We start from the raw sequence: 14,506 nt of genomic DNA, 5'->3' as shown, positions 1-14,506 counted from the left end.
GCTCACGTCACCACTCCCTCGGTCTCGCTGGTCAACTGACTGGCCTGCGCGCGGGCGTCCTCGGCAGACATCCCGGCCATCATCATGCCGAGCACCTCACGCGAGGTGTTCGCGTCGACGACGCCGATGATCTTGCCGCGATACATCACCGCGATCCGGTCGGCCAGCGCGGACACCTCGTCCAGCTCGGTGGAGACGATCAGCACCGCGCTGCCGCGATCCCGAGCGGACACCAGGCGCTGGTGCAGGAACTCGATTGCGCCGACGTCCACCCCGCGGGTCGGCTGGCTGGCGATCAGCACCGACAGCTCGCGCGACATCTCCCGCGCCAGTACGACCTTCTGCTGATTGCCGCCGGACAGTGAACCGACCGGAGTGTCGATCGCCTGGGTACGGATGTCGAACTCCTCCACCAGTTCGACGGCGTTCTGGTTGATCTTGGTCAGGTTGAGCGCGGCGCCGCGAGCGAACGGCGGTTCGTCGAAGGTGTTCAGCACCAGGTTCTCGGCCACGCTGTATTCACCGACGAAGCCGTCGTGCTGGCGATCCTCCGGTACGAAGCCGAGCCCGACCCGGATGCGCTGCTTGGGAGTCAACTTGATCATGGAGCGGCCGTCCACCCGGATGTCGCCGGAGCGCACCTCGACGGTGCCGATGATTGCCTCGGCCAGCTCGCTCTGTCCGTTGCCCTGAACTCCTGCGATACAGACGATCTCGCCGCCGGCCACGTCGAGATCAAGATCATCGACCATCACCGCGCCGGCCGGGCTGGCGATGGTGACACCGGACAGCTGCAGCCGTACGTCGCCGGTCTTGTGCTGCAGTTTGCTCACCAGCAGGCTGACCTGACGGCCGACCATCATCTCGGCCAGCTTGGACTCCGAGTCACCCGGATCCGCTTCGCCGACCACGGCGCCGCGTCGGATCACGGTGATCCGATCGGCGATGGCCCGGACCTCGCGCAACTTGTGGGTGATGAAGACGATCGCCTTGCCCTCGTCGCGCAGCGTCCGCATCACCTGCATCAGTTCGTCGATCTCCTGCGGAGTGAGCACCGCGGTCGGCTCGTCGAAGATCAAGTACTCGGCGTCGTTGGCCAGCGCCTTCAAGATCTCGACCCGCTGCTGGACGCCCACCGGCAGGTCCTCGACCAGCGCATCGGGGTCGACCTGCAGGCCGTACCGCTTCGACAGTTCGCGCACCCGCCGCCGAGCCGTGCCCAGGTTGAGCATGCCGCCGCTGCCCGGCTCACGGCCCAAGATCATGTTCTCGGCGACCGAGAACACGTCCACCAGCATGAAGTGCTGATGCACCATCCCGATGCCGGCATTGATGGCCTGCTTGGGATTGTTGAAGATCCGCGGCACGCCGTCGACCGCGATCTCGCCCTCGTCCGGCTGCAGCAGCCCGTACAGGACGTTCATCAGGGTCGACTTGCCGGCCCCGTTCTCACCCAGCAGGCAGTGGATCTCACCGGGCCGGATGTCAAGATCAACTCGGTCGTTGGCGACGAGCGAGCCGAACCGTTTGGTGATCTGCCGCAGCCGCAGGCCGATCCCGGCATCGGCCGGGACCGGCTCGGCATCACCGCGGCCCCGACCGGGTCCGCCGTCTGTACCGCGCACCGCATCCGCCATCTCGTGTCAGTTCCGGTTGATCAACTCAGCTGCCCGGCTGGGCCTTCGAGGTGATCTTGATCTTGCCGGAGATGATGTCGGACTTGAGTTGATCAAGCTTGGATTTCACATCCGCGGGGACCTTGGAATCCCAATCGTGGAAGGGAGCCAGGCCGGTGCCCTTGTTCTCCAGGGTGCCGACGAAGGCATCCGGGCTGAAGGTCTTGTCCATCGACGCCTTGATCACGTCCGTCACAGCAACATCCATGCCCTTGTAGACGCTGCTGATGATCTGCGGGCAGTAGGACGCCGCGCTGATGCAGCCGTCGGTGTCGACCCAGATCGCGTTCACCTTGCCGCCGCTGGCCTTGGCGGTCTGCAACGCACCCTCACCGGCCGGGCCGGCGACCGGGAAGAGGATGTCGGCCCCCTGGCTGACCAGGTTCTGCGCGACCTGCTTGCCGCCGGTGACGTTCTCGAACGGCTGATCGCCGGGCACGAACTGGCCGTCCTGCTTGGCCGCGTTCCAGCCGATCAGCTGGACGTTCTTGCCGTTCTGCTTGTTGTAATACTCGACGCCCTGGGCGAAGCCGTCCATGAAGATCGTCACGGTCGGGATCTTGGTGCCGCCGAAGGTGGCGACCTTGCCGGTCTTGGTCATCGAGGCGGCCAGGTAGCCGCCGAGGAAGCTGGACTCGGCGGTGTTGAAGACCAGCGGCTTGAGGTTCTTCACCGCCTTGAACTTGGGGTCGTCCGAGTCGACGATGGCGAAATCGATGTCGGGATTGGCCTTGGCCGCCGCCAGGGTGTCATCGGCGAGCAGGAAGCCGACGGTGACGATGATGTTGCACTTGGCGGCCACCATCGACTGGATGTTCTTGGCGTAGTCGGAGTTGCTGTTCGACTCGACCGCACCGGTCTGGATGCCGAACTCCTTCTTGGCGTCGGTCAGGCCCTTGTACGAGGTCTGGTTGAACGACTTGTCGTCGAAGCCGCCCGAGTCGGAGACCATGCAGGCCTTGAAGGAGGCGTTGCTCGCGCTGGCACCACCGCCGGCCGCCGGACTGCTGGCCGACGTCTTCGGGCTGGCGCTGTTGCCGGACTCGTTGCCCGGCGGCTGGGCGCAACTCGCCAGACCGAGCGCCAATGCTCCTGCCACCGCCGCCACGCTGATGATGGATTTCTTCACGCCGCCTCCTCGACAAACCCCGGAACCTATCGACCAAGACCGTTCCCGCAGCGAAATCCTGCTCCGTTCGGTGCCTGGCAACCGGCACTGTAGCCCGACAGGTCGGCTCGCGTCGCGCCTGCGGCAATCTGCACGGCCGGACGATACAAGTTCGTTAGCGCGAGCCCGTCAGTCGTGGCCGAGCGCCAGTCGACTGAAGACGCTGACGCCGGTGGCGATCGCACCTTCGTCGGGGTCGAAGCCGGCCTGATGCAGGTCGACAACCTCGGCCGGGTCGGCGTGCGGACTCCGTACGCCGAGCCGGGCCATCGCGCCCGGCACCTGCTGCAGCATCCAGGAGAAATCCTCGCCGCCCAGCGACTGCTCGGTGATGCCGACCGCCTGGTCGCCCAGCACGGCTGCGGCCGCCTCGGTCAGCCGTCGCACGGCGGCCGCGTCGTTGACGGTGGGAGGCACCCCCTCGGTCATGCTCACCTCGACCGCGGCACCGTACGGCTCGGCGATCTGCCTGATCAGCTCGGGCAGCTGCTGCTGCGCTTCCCGCCAGCCGCTGAGCTGCAACGACCGAACCGTGCCCTCCAACTCGCCGACCGCAGGAATCGCGTTCGCCGTCGTACCGGCGTTGATCCGGCCCCAGACCAGCGAGCTGCCGCCGCGCGGATCGACCCGGCGGGAGAGCAGCAGCGGCGCCTGAACGGCGACCTGGGCCAGTGCCGCGACCAGGTCGCAGGTCAGCTGCGGCCGGGAGGTGTGGCCGCCCGGCCCGGACAGCCGGACCAGGATCCGGTCCAACGCCGAGGTGATCGGCCCGGTGGTGAGCGCGATCCGGCCGACCGAGGTCCGCGGATCGCAGTGCATCGCGTACACCTCGTCCAGGCCGTCCAGTACGCCGGCCTCGATCGTCGCCGGCGCACCGCCGGGGACGAGCTCCTCGGCCGGCTGGAAGATCAACCGCACCGGCTTGGTCATCCGGTCCAGCAGGCCGGCCAGGACGAGCCCGGTGCCGAGCACGACACTGGTGTGGACGTCGTGACCGCAGGCATGGCAGACGCCCGGATTCTCTGACCTGTAAGGAACATCCTTGATGTCGGTGATCGGGAGTGCATCGATGTCGGCGCGCAGGCCGATCATCGGCCGGCCCTCCATCCCGGCCGGGACAAGATCACAGACCAGCCCGGTCCCGGACGGCAGCCGGTGCGGCGACAGTCCGGCCGCGACCAGCCGCTCGATGATCTTGGTCGTGGTCCGCTGCTCGGCGAACCCCAGCTCCGGATGGGCGTGCAGGTCGCGGCGGAAGTCGATCAACTCGGACTCGAGCTCCGCCAGCGATGTCATGATCAACTTCGTCGGATGATCATCTTCGGTCATGCCGCGAGTCTGGCACAACGTCAGAACCGGTCGCTGGGCTGGTAGCGTCCCCAGACCTCGCGGAGCACGTCACACACCTCACCGACGGTGGCGAGCGCGCGCAACGCTTCCTTCATCGGATAGAGCACGTTGTCGTCGCCCTTCGCGGCTGTACGAAGTTGATCAAGGGCGGCGTCGACGGCTTGTTGATCACGACCGGCCCGCAACGAGACGAGCCGATCGACTTGTGCTTGTTCGATCGCCGGGTCGACCCGCAGCGGCTCGTACGGTTCCTCCTCGGCCAGGGTGAACCTGTTGACCCCGACGACAATCCGTTCCCCGTCGTCGATCTGCTGCGCGGTCGCGTACGCGGTCTGCTCGATCTCGCTCTTCTGGTACCCCTGTTCGATCGCAGCCACCGCACCACCAAGATCATCAACGCGTTGCATCAACTTGAGGGCATGGTCTTCAAGGTCATCGGTGAGCGACTCGATCACGTACGAGCCGGCGAAGGGATCGACGGTCTTGGTGACGTCGGACTCGTACGCGATCACCTGCTGGGTGCGTAACGCCAGCCGTGCGGCCTTCTGGGTGGGCAGCGCGATCGCCTCGTCGAAGGAGTTCGTGTGCAGGGACTGGGTGCCACCGAGCACCGCAGCCAGCGCCTGCACCGCGACCCGGACCAGGTTGACCTCGGGCTGCTGCGCGGTCAGCTGCACCCCCGCGGTCTGGGTGTGGAAGCGCAGCATCAACGACTTGGGATTCCTTGCTCCGAAGCGATCCCGCATCACGTGGGCCCAGATCCGGCGGGCCGCACGGAACTTCGCCACCTCCTCCAGCAGGCTGGTGCGGCTGACGAAGAAGAAGCTCAACCGGGGCGCGAAGTCGTCCACTGCCAGGCCCGCGTCGATCGCGGCCTGGACGTAGGCGATCCCGTTGGCCAGGGTGAACGCGATCTCCTGCGCCGGATGAGCACCGGCCTCTGCCATGTGATAGCCGGAGATCGAGATCGTGTTCCAACGCGGCAATTCGCTGCGACAGTAGGAAAAAGTGTCGCTGACCAGCCGCAGACTGGCCGCCGGCGGAAAGATGTAGGTGCCGCGGGCGATGTACTCCTTGAGCACGTCGTTCTGGATGGTGCCGGTGAGCCGCGTCGGGTCGACGCCCTGCTCCTCGGCGACCAGTTGGTAGAGCAGCAGCAGCACCGCCGCCGGTGCGTTGATCGTCATCGAGGTGGAGACTTCGCCCAACGGAATCCGGTCGAACAGCACCCGCATGTCGGCCAGGCTGTCGATCGCCACCCCGACCTTGCCGACCTCGCCGTGCGCCAGGGACGCGTCCGAGTCGTAGCCCATCTGGGTGGGCAGGTCGAAGGCGACCGACAGCCCGGTGGTGCCGTTCTCGATCAACTCGCGATAGCGCTGGTTGGACTCGCTCGCGGTGCCGAACCCGGCATACTGCCGCATCGTCCACGGCCGCTCGGTGTACATCCCCGGATAAACGCCACGTGTGTACGGAAACTCGCCCGGTTCCCCGAGCCGTGCGGGATCGAACCCGGCCAGATCCTCCGCGTCGTACACCGTCTTGAACGGCGTCCCCGACTCGGTCTCTCGCTCCCGCATGCGGATTAACCTACGCGGTCAGGTCGCTGCCGCCGCCGCGGTCTGGTAGCCGAAGCAGCCACCCAGCCCGACCGCGCCCAATATCTGCCGCCACCACAAACGCTTGAAGGCCAGATTGAACACCCTGTCGAGCGCCCCAGCGCGAGACCGACTCCGGAGGAGTCGAAGTGAGTTGAGCGGACGAGGTGCCCCAGGCGGGGGTCCGGGGGTCGCCCCCCGCAACGCAAGACGCCAGACCAAGTCGCGGAAGCACGCACCCAGCCCGACTGCGCCCAATATCTGCCGCCACCACGAACGCTTGAAGGCCAGATTGAACGCCTGTCGAGCGCCCCAGCGCGAGACCGGCTCCGGAGGAGTCGAAGTGAGTTGAGCGGAAGAGGTGCCCCAGGCGGGGGTCCGGGGGTCGCCCCTCGCAACGCAAGACGCCAGACCAAGTCGCGGAAGCACGCACCCAGCCCGACTGCGCCCAATATCTGCCGCCACCACGAACGCTTGAAGGCCAGATTGAACGCCTGTCGAGCGCCCCAGCGCGAGACCGGCTCCGGAGGAGTCGAAGTGAGTTGAGCGGAAGAGGTGCCCCAGGCGGGGGTCCGGGGGTCGCCCCTCGGAAAGTAAGCCGCCAAGGTAAATCGCGGCAGCAGGCAGAAACTCGACTGCGCTACAAACGGAAGAATCCGCGCACCCAGGGGGTACGCGGATCTCCCAACCGGCCCTCGGGGGTTAGGCCGGTGTACGTGGGGCCTCGGGTCCTTGCCGAAAGTTTTCGTCCGGCGCCCAAGACCTTGGGGATCGTAGCGTGCTCGGCCACGATTGGCACATCAGGCTGCAGATCACGGCAGACCTTGATCAACTCGTCAGGAAATACTGCGGATCAGTTGATCGGCCGACCGCAGGATCTGCCAGGTTTCGCCCTGCCAGTCAGCTTCCTGACCTCGATACGGCCCGGTGGCCAGCGAGATCGCGATCGCGGCCGCCCGCAGCCGCAACTCGACCGGATCGACCCGGCGGTCGAACACCGGCAGCCACTGATCGATCAGCCGCTGTACCCGGGACGCCTGCTCGGCGTTCATCCGCTGCACCGTGGCCAGATGGGCGACCAGGCAGGCAAGATCATCGGCCCGCCTCCCCGGCCCGATGGTGTCGATGTCCAGGATCCCGCTCACCCGGCCACGACGTACGAACAGTTGGGCCTCGTAGAAGTCGCCGTGGGTCGGCTCGTTGCCGAGCGGGATTCCGCCCAGTCCGGAACGAATCGCGCTGACCATCGCGGTCAAAATCGATTCGGCCTCCGGCAGCGCGGCCGCGACCATCGTCGCGTACTGGTCGACCGCATCGGCCCACGGGCGATGCCGTTCCAGCGTCGACACCGCCGCGGGCATCGCGTCCAGCAGTCCGATCAAATCCTCGGCGCCGACCGGGGGGACCGAGTCGAACAACGCCCGCGCCAGCGGACGACCGGGCAACTCGCGCAGTACCAGCAACTGGTCGGCGGTGGCCGCGGCGATCGGCGGCGACGGCAGCCCGGCATCCAGCAGCAGCCGATGCCGACCGAGCACGGCCGCGTAGCTGCTCTCCCGCAACACCTTGACGTACAGCACTTCCGGCCGGGATTGACTCGGCCCGCGAGTGCTCTGCCCGCGAGTGCTCACAGGCCCGGCAATGGTCGCCTTCAACACGGCCCGGCGACGTGGCCGATAGCCGATCACCTGCAGTTGGACCTGATCCTTGCTGACCGGACGGCCCAGGGTGCCCAATTCGGTCAGCAGTGCGGCGAAGCGATCCGGGTAGGCCGCCCGCGGCAGTCCGACCAGGTCCGGGTCGTCGGGATAGATCCAGACCGCGACCTCCCGGCTGCCGTCGCCGAAGATCACCGCGCGTTCGTCGGTACGGTTGCGGCCCTCGACCCGCGCGCTGGCACCGATCAACTCCTCGCGTCGGCCGTACGGCCAGTCGACGACCGCATGGAAGGTGGCCGTCGTACTGCGCCGGGGGTTGGCGTCGACATGGTCGAGTTTCCAGGACACCAGCGTCCCGCCGCGATGCCGTACGGCAGCGGCCAGCACGTCCTGCGCGTCACCCGAGGTGAGCAGCTCGGACCCGTCGTCGACGGCAGGTGCGTTCGGTGTCACAGTCCTCCCGATGCTTCAGGCGTTCCGCCCCCGATGGCATTCTTGCCGGTCCCCGATGGCATTCTGGCCGGGCAGCGGCCTGCTGGCACGATAGCCGCGTGCCCGTTGCCCTGGGGATCGCCACCCTGACCGCCGCCGTGATCGCGTTCACCGCGTTGGCCGGACGGCTGCGGTTGTCCGCGCCGCTGGTGCTGATGCTGATCGGCATCATCGCCTCCTTCATACCGCAGATCCCCGAGGTGCACCTGTCGCCGGAGGTGGTGCTGATCGGGCTGCTGCCGCCGCTGCTGTACGCGGCCGCGATCCGTTCCTCGGTGGTCGACTTCAAGGCCCAGGCGCCCGCGATCGGGCTGCTGTCGGTGGCGTTGGTCGTCGTCACCGCGCTCGGTGTCGGTGTGCTGGTGAAGTTGTTGCTGCCGGGCATCCCGTTCGCCGCCGCGTTTGCGATCGGTGCCGTGGTCGCGCCGCCGGATGCGGTCGCGGCGACGTCGGTGGCGCGTCGGGTCGGGCTGCCCCGGCGGATCGTCACCATCCTGGAGGGCGAGTCGCTGTTCAACGACGCCACGGCGATCACGTGTCTACGCGTCGGCATCCTGGCGCTGACGGCCGAGGTCGGAGTCGGCCAGGTCGGGTTGGCGTTCCTGATCGCGGCCGGCGGCGGCGTCGCGATCGGGCTGGTGGTGGCCTGGCTGGCCGGCATCATCCGGTCCCGGATCAGCTCGCCACGGTTGGACAACGCGCTGTCGCTGCTGCTTCCGTTCGCCGCTTATCTGCCGGCCGAGGAGCTGGGCGTCGGCGAGTTGCACGCTTCCGGCGTGATCGCGGTGGTGACCGCCGGCCTGATCATCGGGCATCGGGCGCCGCTGGTCCAGACCGCGCAGTCCCGGCTGAGCGAACGGATGAACTGGGGCACCATCCAGTTCCTGCTGGAGAACGCGGTCTTCCTGTTGATCGGCCTGCAGGCCCGCTGGATCGTCGCGGATCTGGCGGCGGCCAAGCTGGGCCTCGGTCTGATCGTCGCAGTCTGCGCTGCCGTGTTCGGCGGGGTGATCGTGATCCGGATGGTGATGGTGTGGATCTTTCACCTGGTGCTGCTGCGCCGGGATCCGGAGAACGGTGGCGGCGGGACCAGGGCGGAGACGCTGATCGTCGGCTGGGCCGGGATGCGCGGGGTGGTCACCTTGGCGGCGGCGTTCGTGCTGCCGAGCACGGTCCCGTATCGGCCGCTGCTGGTGTTCTCGGCGATGGTGGTGACCGCGGGAACCCTACTGCTGCAGGGATTGACGTTGCCAATACTGGCTCGGCGGACCGGACTGCGCGGCCCCGACCCGCGGGAGGACGCCTTGCAGGCAGCGTCGGTGCTACAGGCCAGTTCGGCGGCCGCGCTGCAGAAATTGGACGACATCGCCGATGCCTCCGACTCGGAGGAGACCTTGGCCCAGCTACGGGATCGGATCTCCCGGCGGACGAACGAGATCTGGGAACGCCTCGGCACCGGCAACATGGAGACGCCGGCCGAGGAGTATCGCCGGCTCCGGATGGCGACGCTGCAGGCCGAACGGACCAAGGTGCTGAAGATCCGCGGCACCGGCAAGATCGACCACGAGGTGATCGACGACGTGCTCTATGCCCTCGACGTCGAGGAGTCGATGCTGACAGTGTTGTCGGACCAGGACGAACAGATCTCGGAGGCGAGTCCGTTGAGCGCACCAGAGAGTTTCCGCGGGGCCTGCAACCATCTGGAGGATGCCCCGTACGTGATCCAGCCGGTCGGCCCGGGCCACTGCCTGGACTGTGAACGCGAGGGCACTCGTACGGTGCACCTGCGGCTCTGCCTGACCTGCGGCAACGTCGGCTGCTGCGACTCCTCCCCCGCCCAGCATTCCCGCCGGCACTGGACCGAGACCGGCCATCCGGTGATGCGCAGCTTCGAACCCGGCGAGAAGTGGCGCTGGTGCTTCGAGGACGAACGACTCGGATAATGCGGTCGAGTCAGTGCCGACTCGGAGTGCTCCGCCTGCAGTGCGGAATCCAGAACCGGTACGGGTTCCCGGACCAATGCGGCCGGCGGCCGAACGTCGCAGCCGGTGGCCGGGCGGACCATCGGGTCTCCACCGGACACCCAGCTGAGCGTGAGGTCCGTGGCCCAGGTGATCGAGCTTGCCCCGTCCCGCGCTGACAGCCCGACTGGTAGGAATGGCGAAGTGACCACCCCGACGCAGCGCCTGGAGTTTTGACCAGATGACGATCGGGAGTGGCGCCGGCGGGCGCTTTGAGTCCTATGTGCTCTGCACGTCCCCGCGCAGCGGAAGCACCCTGCTCTGCTCGCTGCTTGCGGCCACCGGTCTGGCCGGCAATCCTAAATCCTTCTTCCACGAGCCGTCGGTCGCGAACTGGTCGGCGCATCTACTGACGCCGCCGGGACGCCGCGGCAGCGATCTCGACTATGCGCGGACCGTGGTGGACGCGGCTATCGCCGAGGGCACCAACAGCACCGGCGTCTTCGGTCTGAGACTGCAGCGGCACAGCTTCGACTTCCTCCTGGGCAAGCTGGCGCTGTTGCATCCCGAACAGATGAGTGACGCGGACAGATTTCGCGCAGCCTTCGGCCGAACGCTCTTCATCCATCTCACGCGGGCCGACAAAATTGCGCAGGCCGTGTCGTGTGTCATAGCGCAGCAGACGGGACTGTGGCACATGGCTCCGGATGGGACTGCGCTGGAGCGGGTGAAGGAGCACCAGGATCCGGTTTACGACGGGCCTGCGCTGCGCCGCACCTACGACGAGACGGTGGAGTTGGACAGGCAGTGGCTCAGCTGGTTCGCGAGCGAGGCGATCGAACCGTTGCGGCTGAGCTACGACCGGCTCTCCGTCGACCCCCTCTCGGTGCTGCGGGAGGTGCTGCGAGCTCTGCGACTGGACGAAGGTGCGGCCGACGGCGTGGCGATCGGTGTCAAGAAACTGGCCAACGGCACCAACCGTGACTGGGCGCGACGCCTGCGGGCCGAGCTCGACACCGCTTAGGTATCCGTCCGCGGAAGCGCACCAGCTGACCCAGAGCTCGCTTCACTCGCCGCCATGCTGCCGGCGGTGTCGCTCCGCCGCGAGGGCGAACTCCGTGCTGACCTGTGCCGCCGACGCCACTGTCGGGGTCGGTCCCGGCGACACCACCTCAGGCTCGCCCACCGAGGCGAGCCGCTGGCTGACGTCACGCCCCAGTTGCATGAAAGCGTCGTAGTACTCGGGCACCCAGGGCTTCACCCTGGCCGTCTCGGGCCGCCCACCGGGAGCCTCGCGCGAAACGTCGGCGGACCCGACTTTTGGGGGGAGGTAACCGGAGAGATCCGGCAGATCGCTCCGGGGGCGGTCGAGCGTCATCACCGTGTGAAAGGGGTGTCGTTGCGCCCACGCGTCACGCGCCGTCAGCGGCACCTCATCCGGCGCGAAGAGCAGCCGCAGGGTCGCCGGCACCGTCGCGTGGTCATGGATCCGGGCGTCGACGGTGCCGGCCGGCACCAGCGGAGATATCACCACCGTTGGTACCCGAGGCCCGAGCATGGTGAAGTCGAACGCGGCGGCCGAGCGCCGAAGGAGCGCATGGGCCAGCCTCAGGAGCCGACGCTCGGGCGGCGTGGTCGACCCACTGCCCGGTGCCGGGACGTCACAAGGCGGCGGTACGTGATCGTAGAGACCGCCGTGCTCGTCGTAGGTCACCAAGAGCACCGTGTGTTCGAAGAGCGCGGGATTGCCGCGGAGGGCCTCATAGACCATGGCCAGGAGCTGCTCGGCACGAGCAAAATCGGTGTCACCGTCATCGACGAACCCGTCGTAGGCCGCGTCGCTGACCAGATTGTTCTCCGGGTGCTGGTTGTTGCTGACGTCCGGCACGCCCACCAGCGGCTCGTGGTCCAGGGTGTGCAGCGGAGGTCGGTGGTTGGGCTCGATGAAGGTGTAGTTCGGCAGGGAGCCTTCTGCCACGTGCCGTGCGAAGTCGGCGAGCGGGAACCAGCGAGCGTGCCGCTCCGGGGTGTCCCACAGCCGAGGGAAGGCCCAGACCTGCGGGGTGTCGTCGTGATAGATGCGCCAATCACAGCCCGCTTCCTCGAGGACCTCGAAGATTGTCCGATTGGCGTAGAAACGGAGTTCGATGTCAGTTGCCCCGTCGGAGGTCGCGGCATGCAAGAAATTGCGGTTCGGCCACGTCTCCCCCGGAACCGAGCAGAACCACCGCGTGCACACCGCGTACTCGCGGGCCAGTTCGCTCAGCACCGGCACCTGCGCCGGCGGCTGGCACTGCATCACCAGCGGACCACGGTTCGCCGCCATGCGAGACGAGCCCAAGCGCCCCGCGACCAGGTTGAGGAGCGGAGCGAGAAGACCCCGGTAGGGCGGCGGCACCAGTCCACGCCCCTTCCGCTCATAGCTGGCCACAAAACCGGTGTTGGTCGCCTTCCGGCCAGCACCTGAACCCACCACGGCGAGCTGCTCCATCACCGCGTTATGGGAGTGGTCCGGACCAACCGGCAGCACCCGCTTGGCGATCGGCGAAGCCACCACGGCCGGGCCACCGTTCCAACCGGGATTGCTGTACCCCTCAGCAGTGAGCAGCCCGTCGAAGGCTGGGTCAGGATGGGCTAGGAAACCGAGCATATGGTCGAAGGACCGGTTCTCCAGCGCCAGCACAACGACATGGTCGATGGTGGACATGCAAACCTCCGAAACCGTGGTCGAAGCCTTCTCAATCTAGGGCCGCAGGTCGGGATACGCCAGAGCGGGCTTCTGCTGTGCCCGGTTACCCGTGGACACTCCGCCGATAGCATGGCTACAGCCGCAGGTCCGGTGCGGCAGATGTCGGCGAAGGCGGCCCCGATGATCATCCCGCAGCAAGAAACCTCGCTCTCGTCGGTTGCCCCACCCAACCCGGAGAAGCACTCCGGGGACCCGAGAGTGCAGCGCGCCTTCACGATCGGTTGGCAGGTGGCGCAGCTGTTCGCCTACCCGGTGCCGCTCGAACCGCTCGAACCGCACCCCCTGGACGGCGAGCTGCCAGGTCTGGACCAGCTCAGCGCCGCTCGGCGGTACCGGCTCTTGGCACGCACTATCGCTGCGGCCTACGAAACGCTAAGCGTGCCGCAGGACCCGGTGGGACCCGCGCCCAGTGTCGACGCCACGATCGCAGCACTGAACCGCGCCGGACACACCGCCGACGAAGTCCGCGAGGCGGTTCTGGCCCTGCACGTGCAGCTGCTCGAGGCACTCAATGCGGCCGACTTCCGGCTCGGTAAGGCCTACGGCATGGGGCGCCTACTCAGCGAGACGACAACGCTTGTCGGCGCCGGCGGCCCCGACCGGCCGGATCCCGCCGGTCAGCAGAGGGCCCTCGAAGCGCTGTTCGCCTCGGACCGGCTGCTTGTCCTCAAGCGGTGGTTGTCCGCGCTCAAGAGCGACCTTCCCGATCACACCGCCTACGCGGTCAGCCGAAGTCTTGAGGCGTGGCAGGGACAGCACCGCGCCGACCCGGACACGGCACGGGCGGCACTGCGTTCCCAAGGCCACATCTGGCGGACGCTGCTGTCCGGCGAGAAGGCAGCAGTCGACCTGCTGTCGGCCGGCGACTACGTGGCTGCTTCCCGAGCCATGCTGCACCGCATGGCACGACTCGGCGCGGTGCTCGTCCGCACCTTCTGGTGGGGCATCCTCATCGTCGTGGCGGCGCTCGCCGCTACGATCGTCGGGGTGAGCGTCAGCGGCAACCTCACCGGAGTTACGAAGGCGATTACCAACCTGCTGGCGTCGCTCGTCGCTCTGGGCGTCACCGTCAAAGGATTGTCGATGGCCGCCGCGAAGGTCGCAGCCAAGCTCGAGGTTCCGCTCTGGCAGTCTGAGCTGGACGAGGCCGTGGCCGTGGCCTCCACCCGGATCCCGTCGGGTGCGACCTTGGCCCGGAGGAGCGGAGGCACCGTCGGGAAGCTGGAGGTCCTCCCGACGCCTGCTGGAGAACCACAGCGAGGCACCGGTCAGGAAGAGCCCTCCCCAGCCTGAGACTTCAGGTGGCCGGTCATCCACCCGACCACAAGCGGCAGGACAACCGGCACCAAGAACAGCTGCAACCAATCCCACAAGGTGTTGCCCGCGAAGCCGGTCCAGCGCCACGGCACGGCATATCCACCCACGACCAGCACGGCCAGAACACCCGCCGCCAACCCCATCCCCAGGCGCCAGGCCGTGCGGTGGGCCGCCCTCGACACCGACCACAACGGCAGGCAAGCCACAGTGACCGGCAGGAGCACAAGATTGAGCCAATCCCAAAGCGTGTCGTTGTCGGCGAACCCCGTCCAACCCCAGCGAAAGCCGTACCCCCCGACCGCAGTCAGGATCAGGAAGAGACCCGTACCGGCTGCCAGCAGCCGCGCTGTGCGGACACCCCGCCGCTGGTCTGACCGCACCGGAGACCGTTGTCCTCCACCTGGATTCGTCATCAGAACCCTTCCCCCGCCCGCCACTTGCCACGGTAAGAGCTGCCACTGCGGTGAGCAACCCCACGACGAGACTCGCGGAAGCGCCCGCGAATCGTGGTCGTGCCGCGCGTGACACTACGAGCTT

At 67.4% G+C, this 14,506-nt stretch carries 10 protein-coding genes; 3 read left to right on the top strand and 7 right to left on the bottom strand.

Annotated elements, in window-relative coordinates; translation table 11 throughout:
- Positions 1 to 2: 2 nt before the first annotated feature.
- The 5 genes from FOE78_RS06790 to FOE78_RS06770 all read right to left on the bottom strand — a co-directional run bounded on the left by FOE78_RS06790 (position 3) and on the right by FOE78_RS06770 (position 7,903).
- Positions 3 to 1,625, bottom strand: a complete 1,623-nt coding sequence (locus FOE78_RS06790) for an ABC transporter ATP-binding protein (protein WP_407662616.1) — start codon at positions 1,623 to 1,625, stop codon at positions 3 to 5.
- A 37-nt stretch (positions 1,626 to 1,662) separates the two neighbouring features.
- Positions 1,663 to 2,805 carry a BMP family lipoprotein gene (locus FOE78_RS06785; RefSeq protein ID WP_210414854.1) on the bottom strand — a complete coding sequence of 381 codons (1,143 nt, stop codon included), beginning with the start codon at positions 2,803 to 2,805 and terminating at the stop codon, positions 1,663 to 1,665.
- Between the two features lie 168 nt (positions 2,806 to 2,973).
- Positions 2,974 to 4,173 (bottom strand): amidohydrolase, encoded by a 1,200-nt coding sequence (locus tag FOE78_RS06780; RefSeq protein WP_143985619.1) that lies wholly within the window; start codon positions 4,171 to 4,173, stop codon positions 2,974 to 2,976.
- 20 nt (positions 4,174 to 4,193) lie between these two features.
- A complete protein-coding gene (locus FOE78_RS06775) occupies positions 4,194 to 5,774 on the bottom strand; it encodes an acyl-CoA mutase large subunit family protein (protein WP_143985618.1) in 1,581 nt (526 codons plus the stop codon).
- Positions 5,775 to 6,628: 854 nt separating this feature from the next.
- Positions 6,629 to 7,903 (bottom strand): phosphotransferase, encoded by a 1,275-nt coding sequence (locus FOE78_RS06770; RefSeq protein WP_228266083.1) that lies wholly within the window; start codon positions 7,901 to 7,903, stop codon positions 6,629 to 6,631.
- 98 nt (positions 7,904 to 8,001) lie between these two features.
- On the opposite strand from FOE78_RS06770, the gene FOE78_RS06765 reads away from it, so the two are divergent.
- Together FOE78_RS06765 and FOE78_RS06760 are read left to right on the top strand one after the other, a co-directional pair.
- Entirely contained in the window at positions 8,002 to 9,885 is a 1,884-nt protein-coding gene (locus FOE78_RS06765; protein WP_143985616.1) for a Na+/H+ antiporter, read from the top strand.
- 259 nt (positions 9,886 to 10,144) lie between these two features.
- Positions 10,145 to 10,927: a Stf0 family sulfotransferase gene (locus FOE78_RS06760; protein ID WP_143985615.1), complete on the top strand. Its 783-nt coding sequence runs from the start codon at positions 10,145 to 10,147 to the stop codon at positions 10,925 to 10,927.
- Between the two features lie 42 nt (positions 10,928 to 10,969).
- Here FOE78_RS06760 and FOE78_RS06755 read toward each other — a convergent pair whose 3' ends face one another.
- Positions 10,970 to 12,610 (bottom strand): alkaline phosphatase family protein, encoded by a 1,641-nt coding sequence (locus FOE78_RS06755; RefSeq protein WP_143985614.1) that lies wholly within the window; start codon positions 12,608 to 12,610, stop codon positions 10,970 to 10,972.
- A gap of 162 nt (positions 12,611 to 12,772) precedes the next feature.
- Here FOE78_RS06755 and FOE78_RS06750 point away from each other — a divergent pair, with 162 nt between their 5' ends.
- Entirely contained in the window at positions 12,773 to 13,945 is a 1,173-nt protein-coding gene (locus FOE78_RS06750) for a hypothetical protein (RefSeq protein WP_143985613.1), read from the top strand.
- Here FOE78_RS06750 and FOE78_RS06745 read toward each other — a convergent pair.
- Complete coding sequence (locus FOE78_RS06745) at positions 13,921 to 14,349, bottom strand: hypothetical protein (protein ID WP_143985612.1); 429 nt, start codon at positions 14,347 to 14,349, stop codon at positions 13,921 to 13,923. The genes FOE78_RS06750 and FOE78_RS06745 overlap by 25 nt on opposite strands.
- Positions 14,350 to 14,506: the final 157 nt, after the last annotated feature.

It is taken from the genome of Microlunatus elymi (assembly GCF_007362775.1).
In the GTDB taxonomy this organism is placed as follows: domain Bacteria; phylum Actinomycetota; class Actinomycetes; order Propionibacteriales; family Propionibacteriaceae; genus Microlunatus; species Microlunatus elymi.
Note: the sequence above shows the minus strand (reverse complement) of the source record. Positions and strands in the feature narration are given on the sequence as shown.

Bases quoted from the DNA above. Each gene is read 5' to 3' on its own strand.
- FOE78_RS06750 (WP_143985613.1), top strand. From the start codon at position 12,773: ATGATCATCCCGCAGCAAGAAACCTCGCTCTCGTCGGTTGCCCCACCC.
- FOE78_RS06775 (WP_143985618.1), bottom strand. From the start codon at position 5,774: ATGCGGGAGCGAGAGACCGAGTCGGGGACGCCGTTCAAGACGGTGTAC.
- FOE78_RS06760 (WP_143985615.1), top strand. From the start codon at position 10,145: ATGACGATCGGGAGTGGCGCCGGCGGGCGCTTTGAGTCCTATGTGCTC.
- FOE78_RS06755 (WP_143985614.1), bottom strand. From the start codon at position 12,610: ATGTCCACCATCGACCATGTCGTTGTGCTGGCGCTGGAGAACCGGTCC.
- FOE78_RS06780 (WP_143985619.1), bottom strand. From the start codon at position 4,173: ATGACCGAAGATGATCATCCGACGAAGTTGATCATGACATCGCTGGCG.